This is a genomic window from Streptomyces rhizosphaerihabitans, from assembly GCF_025399795.1.
Lineage (GTDB): Bacteria > Actinomycetota > Actinomycetes > Streptomycetales > Streptomycetaceae > Streptomyces > Streptomyces rhizosphaerihabitans.
The window spans coordinates 1-21685 of sequence record NZ_JAODTZ010000040.1 but is presented as its reverse complement, the minus strand read 5'-3'; the positions used below and the strand labels follow the sequence as shown (position 1 = coordinate 21685).

The 21685-nt window shown below is 70.5% G+C and carries 15 protein-coding genes; 4 read left to right on the top strand and 11 right to left on the bottom strand.

The genetic code is table 11. The annotated features are described in order from the left end of the window. Nucleotides 1-199: 199 nt before the first annotated feature. A complete protein-coding gene (locus N4G66_RS31405) occupies nucleotides 200-2323 on the bottom strand; it encodes a DNA gyrase/topoisomerase IV subunit B (protein WP_261707649.1) in 2124 nt (707 codons plus the stop codon). Between the two features lie 441 nt (nucleotides 2324-2764). Between N4G66_RS31405 and N4G66_RS31400 the strand changes: the two genes are divergently transcribed. Then, the gene (locus tag N4G66_RS31400; RefSeq protein ID WP_103549626.1) at nucleotides 2765-2995 is read left to right on the top strand and encodes a DUF7455 domain-containing protein; all 231 of its coding nucleotides are present in this window, start codon (nucleotides 2765-2767) and stop codon (nucleotides 2993-2995) included. 109 nt (nucleotides 2996-3104) lie between these two features. Here N4G66_RS31400 and N4G66_RS31395 read toward each other — a convergent pair whose 3' ends face one another. The 7 genes from N4G66_RS31395 to N4G66_RS31365 all read right to left on the bottom strand — a co-directional run bounded on the left by N4G66_RS31395 (nucleotide 3105) and on the right by N4G66_RS31365 (nucleotide 14112). Beyond that, nucleotides 3105-3923: a serine protease gene (locus tag N4G66_RS31395; protein WP_261707648.1), complete on the bottom strand. Its 819-nt coding sequence runs from the start codon at nucleotides 3921-3923 to the stop codon at nucleotides 3105-3107. 132 nt (nucleotides 3924-4055) lie between these two features. Continuing rightward, nucleotides 4056-5591: an RNA polymerase sigma factor gene (locus N4G66_RS31390; RefSeq protein WP_261707647.1), complete on the bottom strand. Its 1536-nt coding sequence runs from the start codon at nucleotides 5589-5591 to the stop codon at nucleotides 4056-4058. Nucleotides 5592-5999: 408 nt separating this feature from the next. Continuing rightward, entirely contained in the window at nucleotides 6000-6887 is an 888-nt protein-coding gene (locus N4G66_RS31385; RefSeq protein ID WP_261707646.1) for a FadR/GntR family transcriptional regulator, read from the bottom strand. A 167-nt stretch (nucleotides 6888-7054) separates the two neighbouring features. After that, a complete protein-coding gene (locus N4G66_RS31380; protein ID WP_261707645.1) occupies nucleotides 7055-8815 on the bottom strand; it encodes an ABC transporter ATP-binding protein in 1761 nt (586 codons plus the stop codon). Between the two features lie 123 nt (nucleotides 8816-8938). Further along, nucleotides 8939-9697, bottom strand: coding sequence for an NUDIX hydrolase (locus N4G66_RS31375; RefSeq protein WP_261707644.1), 759 nt, complete (start codon nucleotides 9695-9697; stop codon nucleotides 8939-8941). Between the two features lie 126 nt (nucleotides 9698-9823). Next, nucleotides 9824-11959, bottom strand: a complete 2136-nt coding sequence (locus N4G66_RS31370; protein ID WP_391858917.1) for a glycogen debranching N-terminal domain-containing protein — start codon at nucleotides 11957-11959, stop codon at nucleotides 9824-9826. Nucleotides 11960-12345: 386 nt separating this feature from the next. Beyond that, complete coding sequence (locus tag N4G66_RS31365) at nucleotides 12346-14112, bottom strand: DUF4192 domain-containing protein (protein ID WP_391858916.1); 1767 nt, start codon at nucleotides 14110-14112, stop codon at nucleotides 12346-12348. 132 nt (nucleotides 14113-14244) lie between these two features. Here N4G66_RS31365 and N4G66_RS31360 point away from each other — a divergent pair, with 132 nt between their 5' ends. After that, nucleotides 14245-16449 (top strand): RecQ family ATP-dependent DNA helicase, encoded by a 2205-nt coding sequence (locus N4G66_RS31360; protein ID WP_261707642.1) that lies wholly within the window; start codon nucleotides 14245-14247, stop codon nucleotides 16447-16449. 225 nt (nucleotides 16450-16674) lie between these two features. Continuing rightward, nucleotides 16675-17307 carry a hypothetical protein gene (locus N4G66_RS31355; protein ID WP_261707641.1) on the top strand — a complete coding sequence of 211 codons (633 nt, stop codon included), beginning with the start codon at nucleotides 16675-16677 and terminating at the stop codon, nucleotides 17305-17307. A gap of 483 nt (nucleotides 17308-17790) precedes the next feature. Here N4G66_RS31355 and N4G66_RS31350 read toward each other — a convergent pair whose 3' ends face one another. The 3 genes from N4G66_RS31350 to N4G66_RS31340 all read right to left on the bottom strand — a co-directional run bounded on the left by N4G66_RS31350 (nucleotide 17791) and on the right by N4G66_RS31340 (nucleotide 19930). Further along, a complete protein-coding gene (locus N4G66_RS31350) occupies nucleotides 17791-18411 on the bottom strand; it encodes a hypothetical protein (protein WP_261707640.1) in 621 nt (206 codons plus the stop codon). 68 nt (nucleotides 18412-18479) lie between these two features. Continuing rightward, entirely contained in the window at nucleotides 18480-19181 is a 702-nt protein-coding gene (locus N4G66_RS31345; protein ID WP_261707639.1) for a ribonuclease HII, read from the bottom strand. Nucleotides 19182-19306: 125 nt separating this feature from the next. Further along, a complete protein-coding gene (locus N4G66_RS31340) occupies nucleotides 19307-19930 on the bottom strand; it encodes a TetR/AcrR family transcriptional regulator (protein WP_261707638.1) in 624 nt (207 codons plus the stop codon). Between the two features lie 189 nt (nucleotides 19931-20119). Between N4G66_RS31340 and N4G66_RS31335 the strand changes: the two genes are divergently transcribed. After that, nucleotides 20120-21667, top strand: a complete 1548-nt coding sequence (locus N4G66_RS31335; RefSeq protein WP_261707637.1) for an MFS transporter — start codon at nucleotides 20120-20122, stop codon at nucleotides 21665-21667. Nucleotides 21668-21685: the final 18 nt, after the last annotated feature.

The window sequence follows — 21685 nt, the reverse complement described above, 5'->3', positions numbered from 1 at the left end:
CAAACCGCGATTCCGCCCGCGGGATCCGTCGGCGGAACGGGCCGTGCCGGTACATCTCGTACCCGTCGCCTACGTTCGGATCGAGCAGCCGTTCCCATGGAAACTCACGGAAACTCACGTCTGATCCGGCGGCGACGGGCGGATGCATCGGCACGGCCCCGACCCACAACGAACCGAGCGCCCGAAGACGCCCGGAGGGCTACGCGTCGATCCGCGACCGATCCAGCGTCGCAGCCGAGCTGGAGATGAACTCCTTGCGCGGAGCCACATCGTTCCCCATCAGGAGATCGAACACCTGCTCGGATGCCTCCAGGTCGGAGATGTTGATCCGGCGCAGCGTCCGGACCCGCGGATCCATCGTCGTCTCGGCCAGCTGATCGGCGTCCATCTCACCGAGACCCTTGTACCGCTGGATCGAGTCCTTGTAGCGCACACCCTTGCGCTGCAGTTCCAGCACCGTCTCCCGCAGCTCACGGTCCGAGTACGTGTAGACGTACTTGTCCTGCCCCTTCTTGGGCTGACTGAGCTCGATCCGGTGCAGCGGCGGCACCGCCGCGAACACGCGCCCCGCCTCGACCATGGGCCGCATGTAACGCTGGAACAGCGTCAGCAGCAGAATCCGGATGTGCGCGCCGTCCACATCGGCGTCGACGAGAAGAATGATCTTCCCGTAGCGCGCCGCGTCGATGTCGAAGGTCCGCCCGGAACCCGCCCCTATGACCTGGATGATCGCACCGCACTCGGCGTTCTTCAGCATGTCCGTCACGGACGCCTTCTGAACGTTGAGGATCTTGCCCCGAATCGGCAGCAGCGCCTGGAACTCGGAGTTCCGTGCCAGCTTCGCCGTACCCAGCGCGGAGTCTCCCTCCACGATGAACAGCTCGCTGCGCTCGACGTCGTCACTGCGGCAGTCGGCGAGTTTGGCGGGCAGCGAGGAGGACTCCAGAGCCGTCTTCCGGCGCTGCGCGTCCTTGTGCTGACGGGCGGCGATCCTCGTACGAGCGGCGGCGACGGCCTTCTCCATGACGACCCGCGCTTGCGCGGCCTCGTCCCGCTTCGCGGAGGTCAGGAACGCCTTGAGCTCCTTGGTCACCACGTTCGTCACGATGCGGCGGGCGGCCGAGGTTCCGAGGACCTCCTTCGTCTGGCCCTCGAACTGCGGCTCGGCGAGACGCACGGTGACGACGGCCGTGAGGCCCTCCAGCGCGTCGTCCTTGACGATGTCGTCCTCGGCGACCCGCAGCAGTTTCTTGGCCCGCAGGACCTCGTTCATCGTCTTGGCGACGGCCTGCTCGTAGCCGGCGACATGGGTGCCGCCCTTGGGCGTGGCGATGATGTTCACGTACGACTTCAGGTTCGTGTCGTAGCCGGTGCCCCAGCGCATCGCGACATCAACGCCCAGTTCACGGGTGACCTCGGTCGGAGTCATCTGCCCGTGGTCGTCGAGGACCGGGACGGTCTCCTTGAAGGATCCCTGTCCGGAGAAGCGGAGGACATCGCAGACCGGCTTGTCGGCGGCCAGATACTCGCAGAACTCGCTGATTCCGCCGTCGAAGCGGAACGACTCCTCGCCCTTGCTGCCGCCGTCGCCGAGTCCGTATTCGTCACGGACGACGATGGTCAGGCCCGGCACGAGGAAGGCGGTCTGGCGGGCGCGCTGGTGGAGGTGCTCCAGGGAGAGCTTGGCGTCCTTGAGGAAGATCTGGCGGTCGGCCCAGTAGCGCACTCGCGTGCCGGTGCGCGTCTTCGGCACCCGCTTGACCTTGCGCAGCCCGCTTGTCGCGTCGAAGGCGGCATCGGGGCCGTCGGCCTTGAAGGTACCCGGGGTGCCACGGCGGAAGCTCACGGCGTGGGTGTTACCACTGCGGTCCACCTCGACGTCGAGGCGGGCGGAGAGCGCGTTCACCACAGAGGCGCCCACGCCGTGCAGACCGCCGGAGGCCGCGTACGAGCCGCCACCGAACTTGCCGCCGGCGTGCAGCTTGGTCATGACGACCTCGACGCCGGAGAGGCCGGTCTTGGGCTCCACGTCGACGGGGATGCCACGGCCGTTGTCCCGCACCTCGACGGAGGCGTCGTCGTGCAGGATGACGTCGATGTGGTCGCAGTAGCCCCCGAGGGCCTCGTCCACGGAGTTGTCGATGATCTCCCAGAGGCAGTGCATCAGGCCGCGGCTGTCGGTCGACCCGATATACATGCCCGGGCGCTTCCGCACTGCCTCGAGCCCCTCAAGGACGAGCAGGTGCCGCGCGGTGTAGTTGGAACCGTCCCGGTCTGCTCCGGTCAGCAGCGCTGTGGACGGCACGGACGTCTCGGCGGTCACGCGGTTCGCTCCTCGCTGAATTTCATGGGAGACCCTTTTGGGTAAGGGCCCGGCTTCGGTCGCCGCTCAGAGGGTACCGAGGCCTGGTAGAGCCGTTGTAACACCACCCTCGCATGAACTCACACTAGTCCAGGGTCGCATGGGTGTTCGATCCCTCGATGGAGTGAAGTACATATCACGTTCCCTTCGAGGCATGAACCATTTAGGCTCCGGGCACGTCCTCATGAACAACCGGCAATCCAGCCGGGAGGACCGACCCCCGACAGACAGCGCGAACCCGTACAGACACGAAGACACGCAATACGGCTCATTCGCCGCCAACCGGCAGCAGACAGCCGGCTCGAAAGAAAATTTCGAGGAAAAGCCGCGAGCGGGAACGTTTTCGGCCTGGTTGGATGTTGACCCTGGTACGACAGCTCGTCGAGCTAGAGAAGAGGCGACGTGACTACTGTTCTGACCCCCGCGAGCCCGCTGACGGCCGCTGACCGCTGCGACCGTTGCGGCGCCCAGGCATATCTGCGCGTCGTCCTCCTGAGCGGCGGAGAACTGCTCTTCTGCGCCCACCACGGTCGCAAGTTCGAGCCGGAACTCAAGAAGATCGCCGCTGAGATACAGGACGAGACGGAGCGGCTCACGTCCGTTCCCGAGAGCGTCAACGACGAAGATCGCTGACCCTTCGCATCAACGACGAGCGGGTGCCGGCGACAGGCCGGTGAGTGGGCGGTCACCCCCTGGGCACAGGGAGTGGCCGCCCGCACTCGTACCGCATCGCCAAGAGCTCTCAGCGGCCCGCGTCGAGGGCTTGGACCACCTCCGAGACCCGCGTGTAGACACCCGGGCTCCCTGCACGCCCACAGCCGCTCCCCCACGACACCAGGCCGATGAGTCGGCCCCGGGCGACCAGCGGCCCCCCGCTGTCCCCCTGACAGGCGTCATGGCCGCCCGCCTGCTCCCCGGCGCACACCATGGACGCCGCGTCGTAGGTCCCGGCCTCGCTGCCGGGATAGGCCCGCTCGCACGAGGCGTCGGACAGCACGTGCACATCCGCGGCCCGCAGGCTGCTCGCGTAGTCGCCGCCGCCCGTCAGATCGCCCCAGCCGTAGACCACGGCGGCGGTCCCCGGCCCGTACGCCGGATCGCCGGAAGGGGCCATACGGATCACGGAGGCGGCCGGCAGCGGCTTCGCAAGCGTCAGCACGCCGAAGTCCCCGGCGTTGGTATCACTGTCGTAGTGCGGGTTGACCCAGATGTCGCGTACGGGGATCTCCTTGCCCTCGCCGGACATCAGATCCTCGCGCCCCGCGATGACCTTCAGATCGCCTGCCTGGTGCGGCGGCGCCCCCAGCACGTCGTCGCCGAGGCAGTGGGCCGCGGTCAGGACCGTGGTCGGACCGATGACCACTCCTCCGCAGAACTGCCCCGCGCGTGTTCCCCCGAACCGGTCACGGCTGGACAGCGCGACCGTCCACGGACTCTCGGAGATCCGGACCGGACGACTTCCGATGACAACGCTGTCGGAGGACGCCAGGGCAGGGGAGGTCAGCGGTATCACCGCTGCGGCGGCCGCAAGGGCCAGCGTCGGGACGTAGGGACGGCGCATGCGCGCTCCTCACACTGGGACGGTCGTGGAACACCCAGAGTGATCCAGTGAGCGAAGGCACGCACTCCGCGCATACGTCGATGGCCCGACCCCCCATGGGGAGTCGGGCCATCGTCGACGTGCGGCCGAGGCCTAGTCGAGGTAGTCGCGCAGCACCTGGGAACGCGACGGGTGACGCAGCTTCGACATCGTCTTGGACTCGATCTGGCGGATCCGCTCACGGGTCACGCCGTACACCTTGCCGATCTCGTCGAGGGTCTTCGGCTGACCGTCGGTGAGACCGAAGCGCATCGAGACGACGCCCGCCTCGCGCTCGGACAGCGTGTCGAGAACAGAGTGCAGCTGCTCCTGGAGGAGCGTGAAGCTGACCGCGTCGGCCGGGACGACGGCCTCGGAGTCCTCGATGAGGTCACCGAACTCACTGTCCCCGTCCTCGCCCAGCGGGGTGTGCAGCGAGATGGGCTCACGACCGTACTTCTGGACCTCGATGACCTTTTCAGGGGTCATGTCGAGCTCCTTGGCCAGCTCCTCCGGGGTGGGCTCACGGCCCAGGTCCTGGAGCATCTGACGCTGCACGCGCGCGAGCTTGTTGATGACCTCGACCATGTGCACCGGGATACGGATGGTGCGGGCCTGGTCGGCCATGGCGCGGGTGATCGCCTGACGAATCCACCAGGTGGCGTACGTCGAGAACTTGTAGCCCTTGGTGTAGTCGAACTTCTCGACCGCGCGGATCAGACCGAGGTTGCCCTCCTGGATGAGGTCCAGGAAGAGCATGCCGCGACCGGTGTAACGCTTGGCCAGGGAGACCACCAGACGGAGGTTGGCCTCCAGGAGGTGGTTCTTGGCGCGGCGGCCGTCCTCGGCGATGATCTCCAGCTCGCGCTTGAGCTTGGGAGCGAGCTTGTCGGCGTTGGCCAGCTTGTCCTCGGCGAACAGACCGGCCTCGATACGCTTGGCGAGCTCGACCTCCTGCTCGGCGTTGAGCAGCGGGACCTTGCCGATCTGCTTGAGGTAGTCCTTGACCGGGTCGGCGGTGGCACCGGCGGCGGCTACCTGCTGCGCGGGCGCGTCGTCCTCGTCCTCGTCGGACAGGACGAAGCCCTGGGCACCGTCCTCGGCGGGCTCCTCGGTACCGGACTTGCCCGGGGTCTCCTCGGCCGCCTCGTCGTCGACGAGCTCGGCGTCGTCCTTCTTGGCGCTCGTCTTCTTGGCCGCCGTCTTCTTGGCGACCGTCTTCTTGGCGACGGCCTTCTTCGCCGTCGTCTTCTTGGCTACAGCGGCCTTGCCTGCGGACGCGTCCTCGGCCGAATCGTCGGCGAGGGCAGCCGGAGCCGCGGTGGCAGTGGCCTTCTTGGCAGTCACCGTCTTGGCCGCCACCGTCTTGGTGGCGGTGCGCTTGGCCGGACTCTTCGCTGCGACGCTCTTTCGGGTGCGCTTGGGCTCCGCGGCACTGACCATCAGCGTCACACCCTCTTCCTCGAGGATCTGGTTGAGGCTGCGCAGTACGTTCTTCCACTGAGTGGCCGGAATCTGGTCAGCTTCGAAGGCCCGACGCACGTCATCGCCGGCGATCTGCCCCTCAGCCTTTCCCCGCTCGATGAGCGCCATGACAGAGACGGACTCGGCGATCTCCGGCGGGAGCGTACGGGATGTGCTGGCCGACACGAACAACCTCTCGGAACGTTGGAAAACGGCTTCCGGCCCCGTCCATTATGGACAGGAACCGACGACCGCCGACTGGGGATGGGCCGACGGCGCGGGCGGGGGCCGGGAAGATACACAGCGCCACACATGGCGTCTGTATTCCCTCCTCGGCTATCACCTCTTAGGTCATCGCGCTGCCCCGAAGAGCGTTACGCCCAATCTGCGTGGCCCGAGTCACACCCCGTAAGCGCCCAAAAGATGGCAGATCATGTCAGACCAGGTCAGATCATGATCCGCCGCCCGGTCGCGCCGTCGGGACCCCACCGAATCCACGAGGGATTCGGTGGGGTCCCGACGAGCGTTGGTTCGTCGGCCGGGCGACGCCACGGACGCGCACACACTCCGGACCGCGTCCCCCTCGGTGCGCGATCAGTGCTCGCGCGGCGCGGGCACGACACGCTCCACCTCGGGGTGGACGGTGAGGAGCTGGCGCATGGCCGTCTCGGCCGCCGCGCCGTCGGCGGCCGCAAGGGCGTCGACGATGCGGGCATGGTGTCCGAGCGAGGCGTCGTTCGGCCGGTCACAGCCGGTGACCGGGCCGCCGGAGACCTGGAGCGCCGCCGACACGATCCCGGAGAGGTGCTCCAGCATCCGGTTGCCCGCGAGCTGGATGAGCAGCGAATGGAACTCGGCGTCGGCCCGCGAGAAGGTGAGGGAATCACCCTGCGACATGGCGTGGCCCATGATCTCGACCATGTCGCCGAGCCGCTGCTGGATCTCCTCGCGCCCGTGTCCGGCCGCGAGGCGGGCGGCGAGCGGCTCGATGGTCCAGCAAAGCTCGCTCAGCTCGCGCCGCTGGTCGTCCCGCTGCGGTCCGAAGGCCCGCCATTCGATGATGTCCGGGTCGAGAAGATTCCAGTCGCTGACGGGACGCACACGCGTGCCGACGTTCGGGCGGGCACTGACCAGCCCCTTGGCCTCCAGGACACGGAGCGACTCACGGACGACGGTCCGGGAGACCTCGAACCGCTGGCCGATCTCCTCGGGCACGAGCGGGCGGTCCGCGCCGAGGTCTCCGGAGACGATCATCTGGCCCAGCTGCTGGACGAGCTGGCCGTGCAGCCCGCGTCCGCGGCTGCCGGCGCCGCGTCGGCCGACGCGGCCGAGCTCCGGCTCGGCGCTCTCCCACACAGGGGGGCCCACGCGGTCGACACCGGAAGCGTCGGTGTAGGGGTAACGGTCGAGTTCACCCGGTCCGGCCAGGCCGGAGTCTGAGGAACGGGCGGCGGTCATCATGGTCTGCGCAAGGGTACTCACGGGTCTTTTGTCGGCGTCGACTCCAACTCCCTTGAGGTCTTTGGTGAAAAGCACACGAAAGGGTGATCGCTCACCCCGTCGCAATTGACGCCTTATCGGAAAGAAATGGGCGTTCTTCGGGGAGTTGTGCGCACAGGGGGAACGGAAGGTTGCGGACGGTCGTCACGTCATCGGACCCGGCTCCGCAGGGTGGTGAGCAGATATGCGCAGAGCAGGGCGGCCAGCGACAACATCAGGGCCCCGCCCACAGGTTGGGCGAGCACGCGCACACCGGCCGCCAGGTAGCGCTCCCCGCCGAACGGCCACTGCATGAGAACCAGTTCCCGAAGCCGCTCCGGGAACCCGGCCGCCGACCGCACAGGCGGCCCCTGCAAGACCTTTTGTACGAGCGGTACGACGGCGACCGGCACGGCGAGCACCGCCGCGAGCCCGGCGGCGGTGGACCGGAAGATGCCGGCCGCCAGCACGCCCGCCCACGCGCAGCCCACCACGAGGCCGAACCAACTCGCGCTCAGCGAAAGCCAGTCCGATGGAACTCCGGTGAGCTCCCGCCCGTAGACGAGGTAGAGCATTTCGAGGTCGCATCCCACCGCGAGGAACGCCAGCATCAGCGCGGTGGCCGAGGCGACGAGGAGCTTGGCGGTCAGCAGCCCCAGCCGACGCGGGACGGTGCCGCGGTCCGCGGCCAGGGCGGGGTGACGGAACTCCTCGCCGAAGGCGACGGCGCCCAGCAGCCCGGCGCCGAGCGCGGCGGGCGGCAGCGGGAGTTCCCGCGGCCACGCGGCCAGCAGCCGCGGCTGGGGCGTGTGACCGATTCTGGCCAGGAGGACCGACAGGACGACCGAGGTGATGAGAACGGCGGCCGCGGTGAGGTAACCGGTGCCGACACCGGCGGCTCTGCGCAGTTCGTAGCGCAGGGGGCGCAGCGGGCTCCGGGCCTGGCGTACGGCGATGGGCGGCGGAAGGGCGGAAAGGTCGTTCGCGGCCGGTGTCCCGGAGGGGAGCGGCTCATCGACCGGAGGCTCCGCCTCCTCCTCGGACGTGGTCGGCGCGGGCCCCATGTCACCTGTCTCGTCCGCGAGTTGGTGTACGAGGATGCCGTGCCGGAAGGCCGTCTCGCCGACGTCGGCGCAGGTGCTGCCGTACACCGAGAGCCGGTTGCCCTCCTCGCGCACGACTTCGACGGAACGCTGCGCCGTGCGGGCCTCCTTGGTCAGGAGGGAGCCGAGACGCGCGGCGTGCGGACTGCGGACGGCGACCCGGGGCCGGAGCCGGGTGCGGGCGAACTCCGCGGCCTCCTGGTCGGCGACGAGGCGGCCCTGCTCCAGCGTGACGACCCGGTCGGCGGTTCGCGCGGCCTCTCTTGGGTCGCCCGTGGCGAACAGCACCGTGCCGCCCTGTGTCGCGTGTGCGCGCAGAATTCCGTGCAGCCAGCGGCCCTCCCTGACGGACAGTCCGTCCGCGGGGTCGTCGAGCACGAGGGTGTGCGGGTCGGACAGGAGCGCGCAGGCCAGTCCGAGCCGCCGGTCCATGCCGCGGGAGAGCGTGCCCAGGCGCTCGTCGCGGAGGCCGACGAGCCCGACCACTTCGAGGACCTCGTCCGCCCGGCGCACGGGTACTCCGGCGGCGGCGCACAGCATGCGGAGCTGGCCGCGAACCGTGCGTGCGGGATGTCCCGGCACCTCGCCCATGAGCACGCCGACTTCACGCGAGGGATGGGCGGTCCGATGCAGCGGCCTACCTCGGAAGTAGGTGATTCCACGACCCTGTTGGAGTTCGAGCATCAGCTTCAGCGCCGTCGTCTTGCCCGCGCCCGGGGCTCCGAGAAGCGCTGTGACGCGACCCGCGGGCGCCTCGAAGGACACGTCGTCAACGGCGGGCGGACGCGCCTCGCGGGTATTGCTGGTCAGTCCGATGGCCTGGATCACTCAAAGCAAGATAGCGCGACATTTACGATTTTTCGGGCACCATGCGGCTTGTCTCCGACAGGCCTCGCGGCTCTCGCGAACACGCCAGGGTTCCGGGGCCCGGAACCGCGTCCGCCGCCCCTCTCAGACCTCGGGGCGCAGCATCGGCGGGTTGAGCAGCGTGGCGCCGCCCGCGCGGAACAACTGGGCGGGGCGGCCGCCCTGGCGTGTGGTCGTGCCCCCGGTGGGCACCAGGAAGCCCGGCGTGCCGGTCACCTTGCGGTGGAAGTTGCGCGGGTCGAGCACAACACCCCACACGGCCTCATAGACACGGCGCAGCTCGCCCACCGTGAACTCGGTCGGGCAGAAGGCGGTCGCCAGCGACGAGTACTCGATCTTGGAGCGGGCGCGCTCCACGCCGTCCGAGAGGATCTGCGCGTGGTCGAAGGCGAGGGGCGCCGCCTGTTCCCCGTCACGCCCGTACCCTCCCTGCTGCAGCAGTTCCTCGACCGGTGCCCAGCGTGCACTGTTCGCGTCGCCGCCCGCCCGGGGCGCGGGCAGGTCGGGGGCGAGGGCGAGATGCGCGACGCTGACCACTCGCATCCGGGGGTCGCGCTTGGGGTCTCCGTAGGTCGCGAGCTGCTCCAGGTGCGCACCGTTGTCCTGCGCGGGCACGGAGGGGTCGTGGGCGCACAGGCCCGTCTCCTCGGCGAGCTCGCGTGCCGCGGCCTGGGCGAGGTCCTCGTCGGTCCGCACGAAGCCGCCGGGCAGTGCCCATCGCCCCTGGAACGGCTGCTCGCCCCGCCGTACCGCCAACGCGCACAGGGCATGGCGGCGCACGGTCAGCACGACCAGGTCCACGGTCACGGCGAAGGGCGGAAAGGCTGACGGGTCGTAGGGCATGCCGCGATCATAGTCGTCTGCCTGACGATAAACACCTCCTTCAGGCCCTGTCCCTGGTTGATCGACTTCCGTCCGGTACGGCACCCCGCCGCCGAGGGCCCTCGGTCCGAGACGCTCACCGCGCCGTCACATCCCCAGCTGCAGTCCGTCGTCGGCCTCCTCGACCATGGCGAGACCGAGTCTGCTGACGCGGACGGAGAAGGGGGCGCCCGAGATCCGCAGGCCTGTCAGCGCGATCTCCCCCAGGGGCGCAGCGCGGAACGGGCGCAGCGTCACGGTTCCCGCGGGGGCATCGGGGCGGATCCCGGCCAGGGAGGTGAGCAGCGACACCCCGGCGGCCGCGGAGGTGGCCGCCGGCCGGGAGGCGGCCGGATGGGGAAGCGGGGCGCTCCCCCGCGTGCGCTGCTCCCCCGCGTACATCTCGGGCAGCCGGCTGCCGAAGGAGTCGGCCGCTGCCAGAACGCCGCGCAGCAGGGCGCCGGCCTCCTTCTCGTAGCCCGCGGAGGCGAGTCCGGTGACGGCGACGGCCGTCTCCTGGACGCGCACGGCCCCGCTGCGATGGCCGAACGGGTTGTACGCCGCCTCCTTCGCCCCGAGGCTGCGCAACCCCCAGCCCGAGTCCATGGCCGGGCCGCCGAGCAGCCGCGCGAGCTGTTCGGTCCGCGCCTTGTCGAGCAGACCCGGGGCCAGCTCTCCGGAACCCAGCAGTCCGGTGTCGAGGAGATGGGCGGCGCTCGAACCGAGCTGGGGCACGAGGCGCCCGTCCGGGGTGCGGGCGCCGGCCGGTCTGCCACCGGCCCGGTCTTCTACCCAGAAGTCGTCACGGAATGCCGTCCGCAACGCCCAGGCCCACTGACGCAGCGCCGTACCACCCGTCCGACCGTGCGCGTCGAGCAGATCGGCGCCGAGCAGGGCCGCACGATGCGCGTGCGCCTGTGTCTCGCAGCGGAGCGGTCCGCCCGGCTGCGGATCGGGCATATAGGTGCTGTCGCCGACCGTCGTCCGCAGCCAGTCCAGACACCGGTCGGCCGCCGGCAGCAGCTCCTCGACCTCCCGCTCGGCCAGTCCCCAGCGCCGGGCCTCCGCGAGAAGCACGGGGAAGAGCAGCGTCGCCTCGGTCGCCGTGCATCCCGGCGGCAGGTGTGGCCCGCTGTCCCGGAGCGGTCCCGGAATCAGTCCGGAGCGCGGTCCCGGACCGGCGAGTTGGGTGCGGGCGAGGGTGCGCAGCGTGCCCGCGGCGAGACGCGTACCGAGCGGCAGGGTCATCCGGGCCGCGGCCAGTGCCTCGGCCGGCGCCAGTCCGCAGCGCCAGGGCGCTCCCGCCGCGAGGTGCGTGTCGGCCGGATGCCGGGGGTCGCGCAGGAGCAGGGCCCGAAGGTCACCGACGCAGGTGCGCAGGAGCGCTTCGACCCCGGGCCGGTCGCTCAGCACCCGGGCCTCGGCGAACGGGCTCGCCGAGCCACTGCCCACCGCTCTGATCGGTCCCTGGCCGTCGGGCCGGACGCGCAGTTCCACGGTGACGGTGCCGCCCGGTGGCAGTTCGAGTTCCCAGCGCAGCAGTCCCGCCGAGGCCAGGGCGTCGGTGGGCGGCGGGTCGGCGGTGACGGTCACGTACCCCGTGGGGCAGGACCAGCGCAGGCCGGCGGCGTGGACGCTGGCCGGCAGCTCGGGCCCGGCCCGGCCCGAGGCGACGTCGCCCAGTTCCGCTAGATCCGTCCCGAGGGCGGCCTCGACGGGCAGGCGCAGTGCCCGGGGGGCCGAGCTGCGCAACGTGATCAGCTCGGTGCCGTCCGCGTGGCGCGTTCTTTCGACGACCAGGTCCGGGTCCGGGCCGGCGTCGGGGGAAGCGCGCAGCGTACCCACGAAGCGGGCCCGGTCGGCCGCGAGCATCCGGGCCTGCATCACGAGTGGTTCCCGGCCCGCGACCCGGACCTGGCAGCGGGACAGTATCCGCCGACCCGCCATGTAGAAGCCCTCCAGCCCACGGCCGTTCAGCTGTCCCTCCTCCGTGGAGATCACCAGTCCTGGGAGAGCGACGCAGATGAGGGTGGTGTGGGCGGGCGGCAGGTCCCCCGGACGGCCCGGCACAGGAAAGGACTTCCTGGGAACGCTGGGGCCACGCCCTCCCGGGACGGAGGGCGCACCGGCGTCACGGCCCGCTCGTGGGGCCGCCGACGGGTCCCCGCGCCTGACGGGCTGGGCGGACTCGCGCCCGGACGGACGGCCGCCGTCGGGGGCCGAGGACGGATGGGGCAAGGACATGGGGTGGCTTCCTCCGCGCTCGGTGCGCCTGGAGCGCGCTCGGCTCCTGGTGGGGGATCCGCAGGGTCGCGGTCGTTGCGGCGGCGCAATCCGGCCACGGATTCCGCCACTCAGGTGAACGGGGCAGCCCTGTCCGGGGTCACGCCTTGCCCCGGGAAGCCGACCGAATGGCGGTGGGGCGGCCGACCTGTCCCACGAGCACCCGCCGAGCGGAGACGTACTGCACCGAAGGTGTCGTGACCGCTGGGAAAACCCGCAGGTCCGCAGCGTAAGGACGGGGCGCGGCCCGCCCTCGGGGCGTCGGGAATCCCGTCCGGCCTCGGCCGAGTGGGCCGACCGGTCTTCGTCCCGGCCCGTCCCGCCGTGCTGTGCTGTGCACCAGCCGCTCACCCGTCCTCCCCCGCACCTCGCCGACCGCTGTCACCCCGCGCGCGCAGCCGGCCGTCCGCCCTGTCAGCCGCGCGCCCCGGCACGTCACCGCCCGGCGAGGCATCGCCGGGCGGGCGGTGACCATGGGCACTCGCGGTCCCGGGGCCGCGTCGGCCCGGTCGGCCTCCGCCGTTCGCGGCCGGACGGGGCCTGCGGCGGCGCCGAGTGGCAGGTGTCGAGGGTGTTGTGTCCGGCGCGTCGGCGGAGCTCGCCGGGTCGGCCACCGGAAGCGGTGCGGCGGAATCGGTCGGCTGCTCCGCGTCCGCCGAGCCACCGTCTGTACGCTCCGCGCGCAGGCAGCGCCGGACGGATTCCGGGTCCAAGCCCTCATTGCACGCCTGGTGGAGAAGGCGGGCGAACAGATAGTCGGGATCGGCCCCGAGGGCCATGGCGAGGGCTTCTCGTGCCTCCAGTTCGTCGCCCATGGACCAGGCGACCCACCCCGCGAGGGTGAGGGGTGCCGCGGCGTGCTCGCGGTAGGGACCGACACACCGGCGGGCCAGGGCTCGCCACAGGCGGAGCGCCGGGGCGGCCTCGTCGCCCTCCATCCACTGGGCGGCACGGTCACGGGTCGTGCGGTCCTGGAGACCGAGGATCAATGTGGCGGCCTCGTCGTTCTCCAGGAGTCCGTCGTCGCGCAGGTCCGACGGACGCATGCCGGACACGGCGGGGGCGGCTGCGAGCCGGTCCCTGATCCGCCGGGCCAGCGCGAGGGCTTCCTCGGCAACCTCCGCCCGGCTGTCGTCCCCCAGGATCCTCGGTACGAGGGCCATGCTGGCCGTGTCCAGCGCCACCTCCTGGCCCAGCGCGGCGGTGGACTCCCAGGGAAGGAGCCTGGCTGTCAGGTCCTTCAGGGATCCGCGCACCTGAAGGCCCGCGTACGTCGCGGCGGCGGCGAGGACGGACGTCCCCGGGAGCCCCATCGACGTGCCTTCGACCGGACAGCACCCCTGTCCCGGACAGGTGTACGACCAGAAGCGGCCGTCGGAGATGCAGAGAGCCTCGATCACCGGAACGTCGAGGCGTCCACAGGCCGTCCGCAGCAGTTGCGCGAGCGGCCGCAGACGCTCCATCACCTCGCGCCCCGATTCGCCACTGCCCGGTTCCTGACAGAGGTACGCGACCATGCTCTCGGGGCGGGCGCCTCGGCGCTCGCTCCCTTTCACCAGCCCTTGTGCCAGCTGATCGGAGACGGACGGCCAGTCCTCCGCGTGGCCGGGGATGCCGAGGCGGGCCCGGCCGCCGAACCGGCCGCGCCGCTCCCCGTCGTGCAGGGCGACCAGGACGACGCTGTCCTCGGGGCGGTACCCGAGGAGATAGGGCAGCGCGTCGGCCAGCTCTGCCGGGGTACGGAGAGTCACCTGATGCTCCCCACCCGGGAGGCTCGCGAGGCCCGCATGGTGGTCTTCGCCGGCACGGCCCACGCCGCCCCCGTGGTGCAGCCCGCCGGGAATGGCCGCACCTTCAGGGATCTCCGGGTCGGCCTGCCGGCCCGATTGGTCCCGCCCCTCGCGTCCGGGCCGGCCGCCCGGGCCGTCCCATCCGTCGCCCGGTCCGCCGCTCCGACCGTCCCACCCGTCGTCGGCGTGGGCGCCCGGACCGCTCCGGTCGCTGTGATCGCCTGCGTCACCGGATCGGTCGCACCCGGCGTTCCAGCCGCATCCACCGACCGCGCTGATGTTCTCGTCGCCGGACGTGCCGGTCGCTTCGTCGTGATTCGTCATGCGGTGACCATCCCGCGGATCGCAAGATTCCGGTTGAGCCTGTGGATAACCGTCACCATGATCACGACAGAAGTTGTCCACAGCTCGACGGCTCGTTCGCGCTATGTCAGACCCATCGGGTTGCATGGAGCCATGACCAACGAAGACCCGCGACCCACAGCCACTGACCACGCACACGACACCGCCCGCGGAGACCTCCGGGCCGCGGCCGATGCCGTCCTGGCCCGTCTGGTCGGCGCCCGGGCGGGCGAGGCGCGGCTGCGCGAGGACCAGTGGCGCGCCATCGAGGCGCTCGTGGCCGACAAGCGCAGAGCGCTGGTCGTGCAGCGCACCGGCTGGGGCAAGTCCGCGGTGTACTTCGTCGCCACCGCACTGCTGCGCGAGCTGGGCGCCGGGCCCACGGTGATCGTCTCACCGCTGCTCGCGCTGATGCGCAACCAGGTGGAGGCTGCGGCCCGAGCCGGAATCCGCGCGCGGACGATCAACTCCTCCAACACGGAGGACTGGGAGACCATCCAGGCCGAGGTGGCGGCGAGCGAGGTCGACGTCCTCCTGGTGAGTCCGGAGAGGCTGAACAATCCCGACTTCCGCGACCAGGTGCTACCGAAACTGGCCGCGGCCACCGGCCTCCTGGTCGTGGACGAGGCGCACTGCATCTCCGACTGGGGCCACGATTTCCGGCCGGACTACCGCCGCCTGCGCACCATGCTCGCCGACCTCCCGCCCGACACCCCGGTGCTGGCCACCACCGCGACGGCCAACGCCCGCGTGACGGCCGATGTCGCCGAACAGCTGGGCACCGGAGTCAGCACCGACGCGCTGGTCCTGCGCGGCCCGCTGGACCGGGAGAGCCTGAGCCTCGGCGTGCTGCGGCTGCCGGACGCCGCGCACCGGATGGCCTGGCTGGCCGAGCATCTGAACGACCTGCCGGGCTCCGGCATCATCTACACGCTCACCGTGGCCGCGGCCGAGGAAGTCACGGCGTTCCTGCGCCAGAGCGGGTACACCGTGGAGGCCTATACCGGGAAGACGGAGAACGCGGACCGCCAGCAGGCCGAGGAGGACCTGCTCGCCAACCGCGTCAAAGCTCTGATCGCAACGTCGGCACTGGGCATGGGCTTCGACAAGCCCGACCTGGGCTTCGTGGTGCACCTGGGCTCCCCTTCCTCCCCGATCGCCTACTACCAACAGGTGGGACGCGCGGGCCGCGGTGTGGAGCATGCCGAGGTGCTGCTCCTGCCGGGCAAGGAGGACCAGGCGATCTGGGAGTACTTCGCCTCGATCGCCTTCCCCCCGGAGGAGCAGGTGCGACGCACCCTGGACGTGCTGGCCCGCGCCGAGCGCCCGCTCTCCCTGCCCGCACTGGAACCACTGGTGGACCTGCGCAGATCCCGCCTGGAGACCATGCTCAAGGTGCTCGACGTCGACGGAGCCGTGCACCGGGTCAAGGGCGGCTGGATCTCCACGGGCTCGCCCTGGACGTACGACACCGAGCGCTACGCCTGGGTCGCCAAGCAGCGGGCGACGGAACAGCAGGCGATGCGGGACTACGTGTCGACGACCGGCTGCCGTATGGAGTTCCTGCGACGGCAGCTGGACGACGAGGGAGCCGCGCCGTGCGGGCGTTGCGACAACTGTGCAGGCGGCCGGTTCCAGACGGCCGTGTCCCCCGCCGCGCTGGACGCGGCGAACGGCGAGCTCGGCCGCGCGGGCGTCGACGTCGAGCCCCGCAAGATGTGGCCGACCGGGCTGGCGGCGGTCGGCGTCGAGCTGAAGGGACGCATCCCGGCCGGCGAACAGGCCGCTCCGGGGCGCGCCCTGGGACGCCTCTCGGACATCGGATGGGGAAACAGGCTGCGGCCGATACTCGCCCCGCAGGCCCCGGACGGGCCCGTTCCGGACGATGTCGCCAAGGCCGTGGTCGGCGTCCTGGCCGACTGGGCGAAGGGCCCCGGCGGCTGGGCCTCCGGGCAGCCCGACGCGCAGCCGCGCCCGGCCGGCGTGGTGACCATCGCCTCGCGCTCGCGGCCGCAGCTGATCCAGTCGCTCGGTGCGCGGATCGCCGAAATCGGCCGCCTGCCGCTGCTGGGTTCCGTGGAGTACGTCGGCGAGCCGGCGCACATCGCCCGGAGCAACAGCGCTCAGCGGCTGAAGGCGCTGGACGGGGCCCTGACCGTGCCGCCGCAGCTGGCCGAAGCCTTGAAGGAAGCGGATGGTCCGGTGCTGCTGGTGGACGATGCCACGGAGACGGGCTGGACGCTGGCGGTGGCATCGCGGATGCTTCGCAGAGCGGGCGCCCAGGCAGTGTTGCCGCTGGTCCTCGCCGTACAAGCGTGACTCGCGTGTCGCGATTCGAAACACCGGGCAGGTATATAGGACGCTAATCGCCTGAAAACGGTCTGTGGCCCCAATTGCTCGTTGCCGCAACCCAATTCGACAGGAAGAATTGAGGTCCGCTCCCCGCACGGTTCGCCCGTGGTCCGGTAGGGCTCCGCTGCGGCGTGCCATTCCCCCAAGTCCGACCCCCGCCCACCGTATGGGCACGTAGCCGAAGGGAGGACCGTGACCTTCGGATTCGCTCCGTCCTCGGCGGCATCCATGTCGACGTCTCCCGACCTGTCCGCCGCTTCCACCAATCCACTGACCCGCATGCTGGAACCCGCCGAATGGGCCTCGGCCGGAATTCCGCTTCTGCGCGATCCCCGAGAGGTCGTGAGCGGCCTCCACGCTCGGCACCGGCCAAGACCGTCGACCGCGGTCGTCGCGGTGCTCGACCACGACGAGCGGCTGATGGCGAGCGCCTCCTTCACGCGGCGTTCGGCACCGGCCGACGGCTGGATGTTCCGCAACGCGCTGCTCGCGCAGCTGCGCCGGGTCATCCCGCACGACCTGCGGCGCCGCTCTCCCGCGCGCACGGCCGTGCTGCTGTACTGCCGGGACGGCGACGCGCGCTGGACGGAGGAGGACGGGGCCTGGATGTGGGGGCTGCGGGATGCCTGCACACTCCACGGTCTGCGGTGCGGGGCGTACATCACCCTGACACGTGACGGCTGGCAGGTCCTCGGCGAGGGCCGCGGCGGACGCCGCCCCAACTCCGACTCACCGCCGGAGTTCTTCGTGGGCGAGGTGCTGCCGCCGCTGCCCCGTACGGGAGGCGTCGCGTCGGAGGTCATGCGCCGGGCAGCCGCGCGCTGACAAGCGGACGAGTCGCGAGGCACCGGCCCGCCCCGGGGGGGGAAGGCGGGCCGCGCACGTCCGGTGGTCCACCGCGGGACCGTACGACTCAGGCATAGGTATGCCACGGACGCGAAGCTCGGGTGTGGGGCGTGCCCAGGCTCCGGTCATCAGCGGGCGCCCGCCGGGCACGGCGCGCACGCCCGGTGGACACGCGCTCGCCAGGCGACGCGCCGATGTCGTGCCAGGACCAGGCGGCGGACGCGGAAAGCGGGCACGGAAGGAAGTCGATCTCCGCCCGTGGCACCCACCGGAGCAGGGAATTCCGCAGGCGAAGGACAAGCGCGCAACACGCCACCTCGCACCACACGAACGAGTGGCAGACAGAACGTCTGCGAGCGTGCACGCATTACGGGTACGCCGAAGCGACCGCCGTGCAGGTGCCGCCGTGGCGGCACCCTCAGCGTCCCGCCGGGCGCGTTCCGGACCGGGTCCGGAACGCGCTCAGACGCCTGCGGCCAGGACCGAGTTGATCTGCTGCGGGTCGCCGCAGACGATCAGCAGGGCACCGGCCCGGCCGAGGGCCAGGGTGATGGCGGCGGCCTCGCCGGAACCACCGTTGACCGCGACCACGACCACGGGCCGGGATGCGGCCCGGCGCGCGGCAGCGGCGTCGGCGTAGAAGACATCGTCGCCGGCGTCGTGCTGCGCCCAGTACGCGGCCTCGCCGAAGGAGAGTTCGTGCGCGGCCCACGGGTGCGGATCGCCGGTGGTGATCACCAGCACCTCACCGGGAGCACGGCCCGATTCCAGCAGCAGGTCGACGGCTTCTTCGGCGGCGTCCAGCGCGCCCTCGGCCGAGGCCGGGACAAGCTGGATCTGCGGGGTGGCGGCAGCGGGTGCGGCCGCCTTGACGGACGGCCCCGGCGTGGCCACGAGCGGCTCGCGCGGGGTGCGTTGGGCCGGCATCGGCCGGACAGGACCCGGACGGCCGGGACGCGGCGGAGCCGCGGGACGGGGACCGGGTACGGGGCGAGGGGTCGGCGCGGTACGGCCACTGGCCGGAGTGACGCGGGGACCCTGGGCACTCTCGTGAATCTGAGACTCCTCGGGAAGGAGAGGCATGAGTTGATATCTATCAAACGCCGGTGCGACTCGCCTCGGCGGGTGGCACATGAGCGAGAACGGAATCGTCAGAAGTCGAAGCCGAGCTGACCCTCGATCTCCGGAACGTTCCCGTCCGCCCAGCTGCGGGCTTTCTTGAGGTGCCGCCACTGGGGCAGCGCATCAAGATACGCCCACGACAACCGGTGGTACGGGGTGGGCCCCCGCTCCTCCAGCGCGGCTTTGTGGACCGGCGACGGGTACCCGGCGTTGGCCGCAAAGCCGAAGTCTGCATGGTAGATGCCCAGTTCGGCCATCATTTTGTCGCGCTGAACCTTGGCGATCACCGAGGCCGCCGCGACGGCGACGCAGGACTGGTCGCCCTTGATCACCGTACGGACCCGCCAGGGAGCGCCGAGATAGTCGTGCTTCCCGTCGAGGATGACCGCGTCGGGGCGGACCGGCAAGGTCTCCAGCGCGCGTACCGCCGCGAGGCGCAGAGCAGCCGTCATGCCCAGCTGGTCGATCTCCTCGGGGGAGGCGTGCCCGAGGGCGTACGCCGTCACCCATTTCTCCAACTCCACGGCGAGCGCGGTCCGGCGCTTGACGGTCAGGAGCTTGGAGTCGGTGAGCCCTTCGGGCGGGCGGCGCAGTCCGGTGACGGCGGCGCAGACGGTGACGGGGCCGGCCCAGGCACCGCGTCCCACCTCGTCGACGCCGGCAATGACCTTCGCTCCGGTCGTGGCGCGGAGGGAGCGCTCGACGGTGTGGGTGGGGGGTTCGTACGGCATGGCGTCCTCAGACTACGCCGCCCGGAACCCCTCGCGACACCCAGGTTCCCCGATCCGCCGTGGAGCCTGCCCCGGAGCCGGTCGACCGACCCGCGCAAACAGGTCGGGCGACCCGCACACGCCGGTCAGCCGACCCGCACACCCAGCAGCGGAACCATCATCTGGTCGATCATCTCCTGGAGATCCAGATCGCTCCATTCACTCGCGCACACCTTGGAGCGGTACATCATCATCGCCGGGACGGCGTCGAAGACATACGAGTTCGCGGCGTCGGGACGCACCTCACCCCGCTCGATACCGCGATGAACGACCTCGCGGAGCAGGTGCAGGGTGGGTTCGACGACCCCGCCGACGATCACCTGACTGAAGCGTTCAGCCTGCGTCACATCGCATTCGTGAAGAACTGAGCGAAGCGCGATTCCCGGCGGCGAGAACATCGCCTCGCGCACACGTCGGCACACTTCCAGCAGATCCTCCCGGACGGTGCCGAGGTCGGGGGCCTCCGTCAGATCCGGCAGCCCGGCCTGGAGCGCGTCCGCGACCAGATCCTCCCTGGAGGGCCAGCGACGGTAGACCGCGGCCTTGCCGGTCTGGGCGCGGGCGGCCACGCCCTCCATGGTGAGGCCGTTCCAGCCGACCGCGCCGAGTTGTTCCAGCGCGGCTTCCAGGATCGCGCGCTCGAGCACGGCACCGCGCCGGCGCGAGGAGGGCGCCTGAGCGGGGGCAGCCGTCCAACGCGAAGTAACCATCAGAGTGTCTCCGTCGTACAGGGGAGCGGAATTCGGGGAGTTCAGGCTTTCACCGGGAGGAACGGGCGATCGGATTGACGTCTTCGGGCAGCGACTTCAGTGAACGCTTGCGTTCACTGACGGGGACTCACTACCGTTGACGCGAAAGTGAACGCGCGCGTTCACTAACGCACTTGTGGGGGAAGCATAGTGACAACCTCTCAGTTGATTCAGGACACCAAGCCAGGTGCGGCCCGCCGGGAAGGGCATCCCGGCATCGCGCTCACCGTCATCGCGGCCTGCCAACTCATGGTGGTACTCGACGCGACGATTGTGAACATCGCGCTCCCGCACATTCAAGCCGCCCTCGACTTCAGTACGACCGACCTGACATGGGTGATCAGTTCATACACCCTCACCTTCGGCGGCCTGCTGCTTCTCGGCGCACGGGCCGGTGACATCCTCGGCCGGCGCCGGGTCTTCATGACCGGCATCCTGCTGTTCACCTTCGCCTCGCTGCTCGGCGGACTCGCCCAGGAACCCTGGCAGTTGCTGGCAGCACGCGCCCTGCAGGGGGTCGGTGGCGCGATCGCTTCGCCGACGTCACTGGCCCTGATCACGACCACGTTCCCCGAAGGTCCGGAACGGAACCGGGCGTTCGCCGTCTTCGCGACGGTCTCGGCCGGTGGTGGCGCCATCGGTCTGCTCGCCGGAGGCATGCTCACGGAGTGGCTCGACTGGCGGTGGGTCCTCTTCGTCAACGTACCCATCGGCATCCTGATCGCGGTCCTCGCGCCGATGTACATCAACGAGTCCCGGCGCCACCCAGGACGTTTCGACATCGCGGGCGCGCTCACCTCGACAGCCGGCATGGCGTCCCTGGTGTACGGCTTCATCCGCGCCGCCGAGGACGGCTGGCGGGACAGCCTCACGATCGGGTCGTTCGGCGCGGCCGTGGCCCTGCTACTGGCCTTCGGGGTCATCGAGACACGGGCGAAGGAGCCCATCACCCCACTGAGGATGTTCGCCGACCGCAACCGTTCGGGCACGTATGTGATCATGCTGAGCCTCGCCGCGGCGATGTTCGGCATGTTCTTCTACATCGTGCTCTTCGTGCAGAACGTGCTGGGGTACAGCCCGATCTCGGCCGGTGTGGCCTTCCTTCCGGTGACGGTCGCGATCGCGGTCGGCGCGGGTCTTTCACAGCGGTTCCTGCCGGTGCTCGGCCCCAAGCCGTTCATGATCACCGGCTCGACACTCGTCGCACTCGGGCTCGGCTGGCTGACCTTCATCAGCCCCGACGACTCGTACGCGGGCGGAGTCCTCGGCCCGATGCTGCTGTTCGGCTTCGGTATGGGCCTGAACTTCGTGACGCTCACGGTGACCGCGGTCTCCGGTGTCGCCCAGCACGAGGCGGGCGCGGCTTCGGGTCTGCTCAATGTCACGCAGCAGGTGGGCGGTTCGCTCGGCCTGTCCATCCTCACCACGGTCTTCGGTGCGGCGAGCCGCGACGAGGCGAAGCAGCAGATGCCGAAGTTCCTGGCGGACGGCTCGGCCGGGCAGAAGGCGGAGTTCACCAAGACCCACCAACTGCCCGCCCCTTGGGGCCATGACGTGCTCGCCCACGGCATCTCGACCGCCTTCGTGCCGGCGGTGGCGATGGCCCTGCTCGCTCTGATCACCGCGACACTGGTGATCAGGGTCCGCAAGAGCGACCTGGACGCTCTCGCCGGTACGGCGGGACCCGCCGCGGGCTGAGGACGGCCACGCGGACGG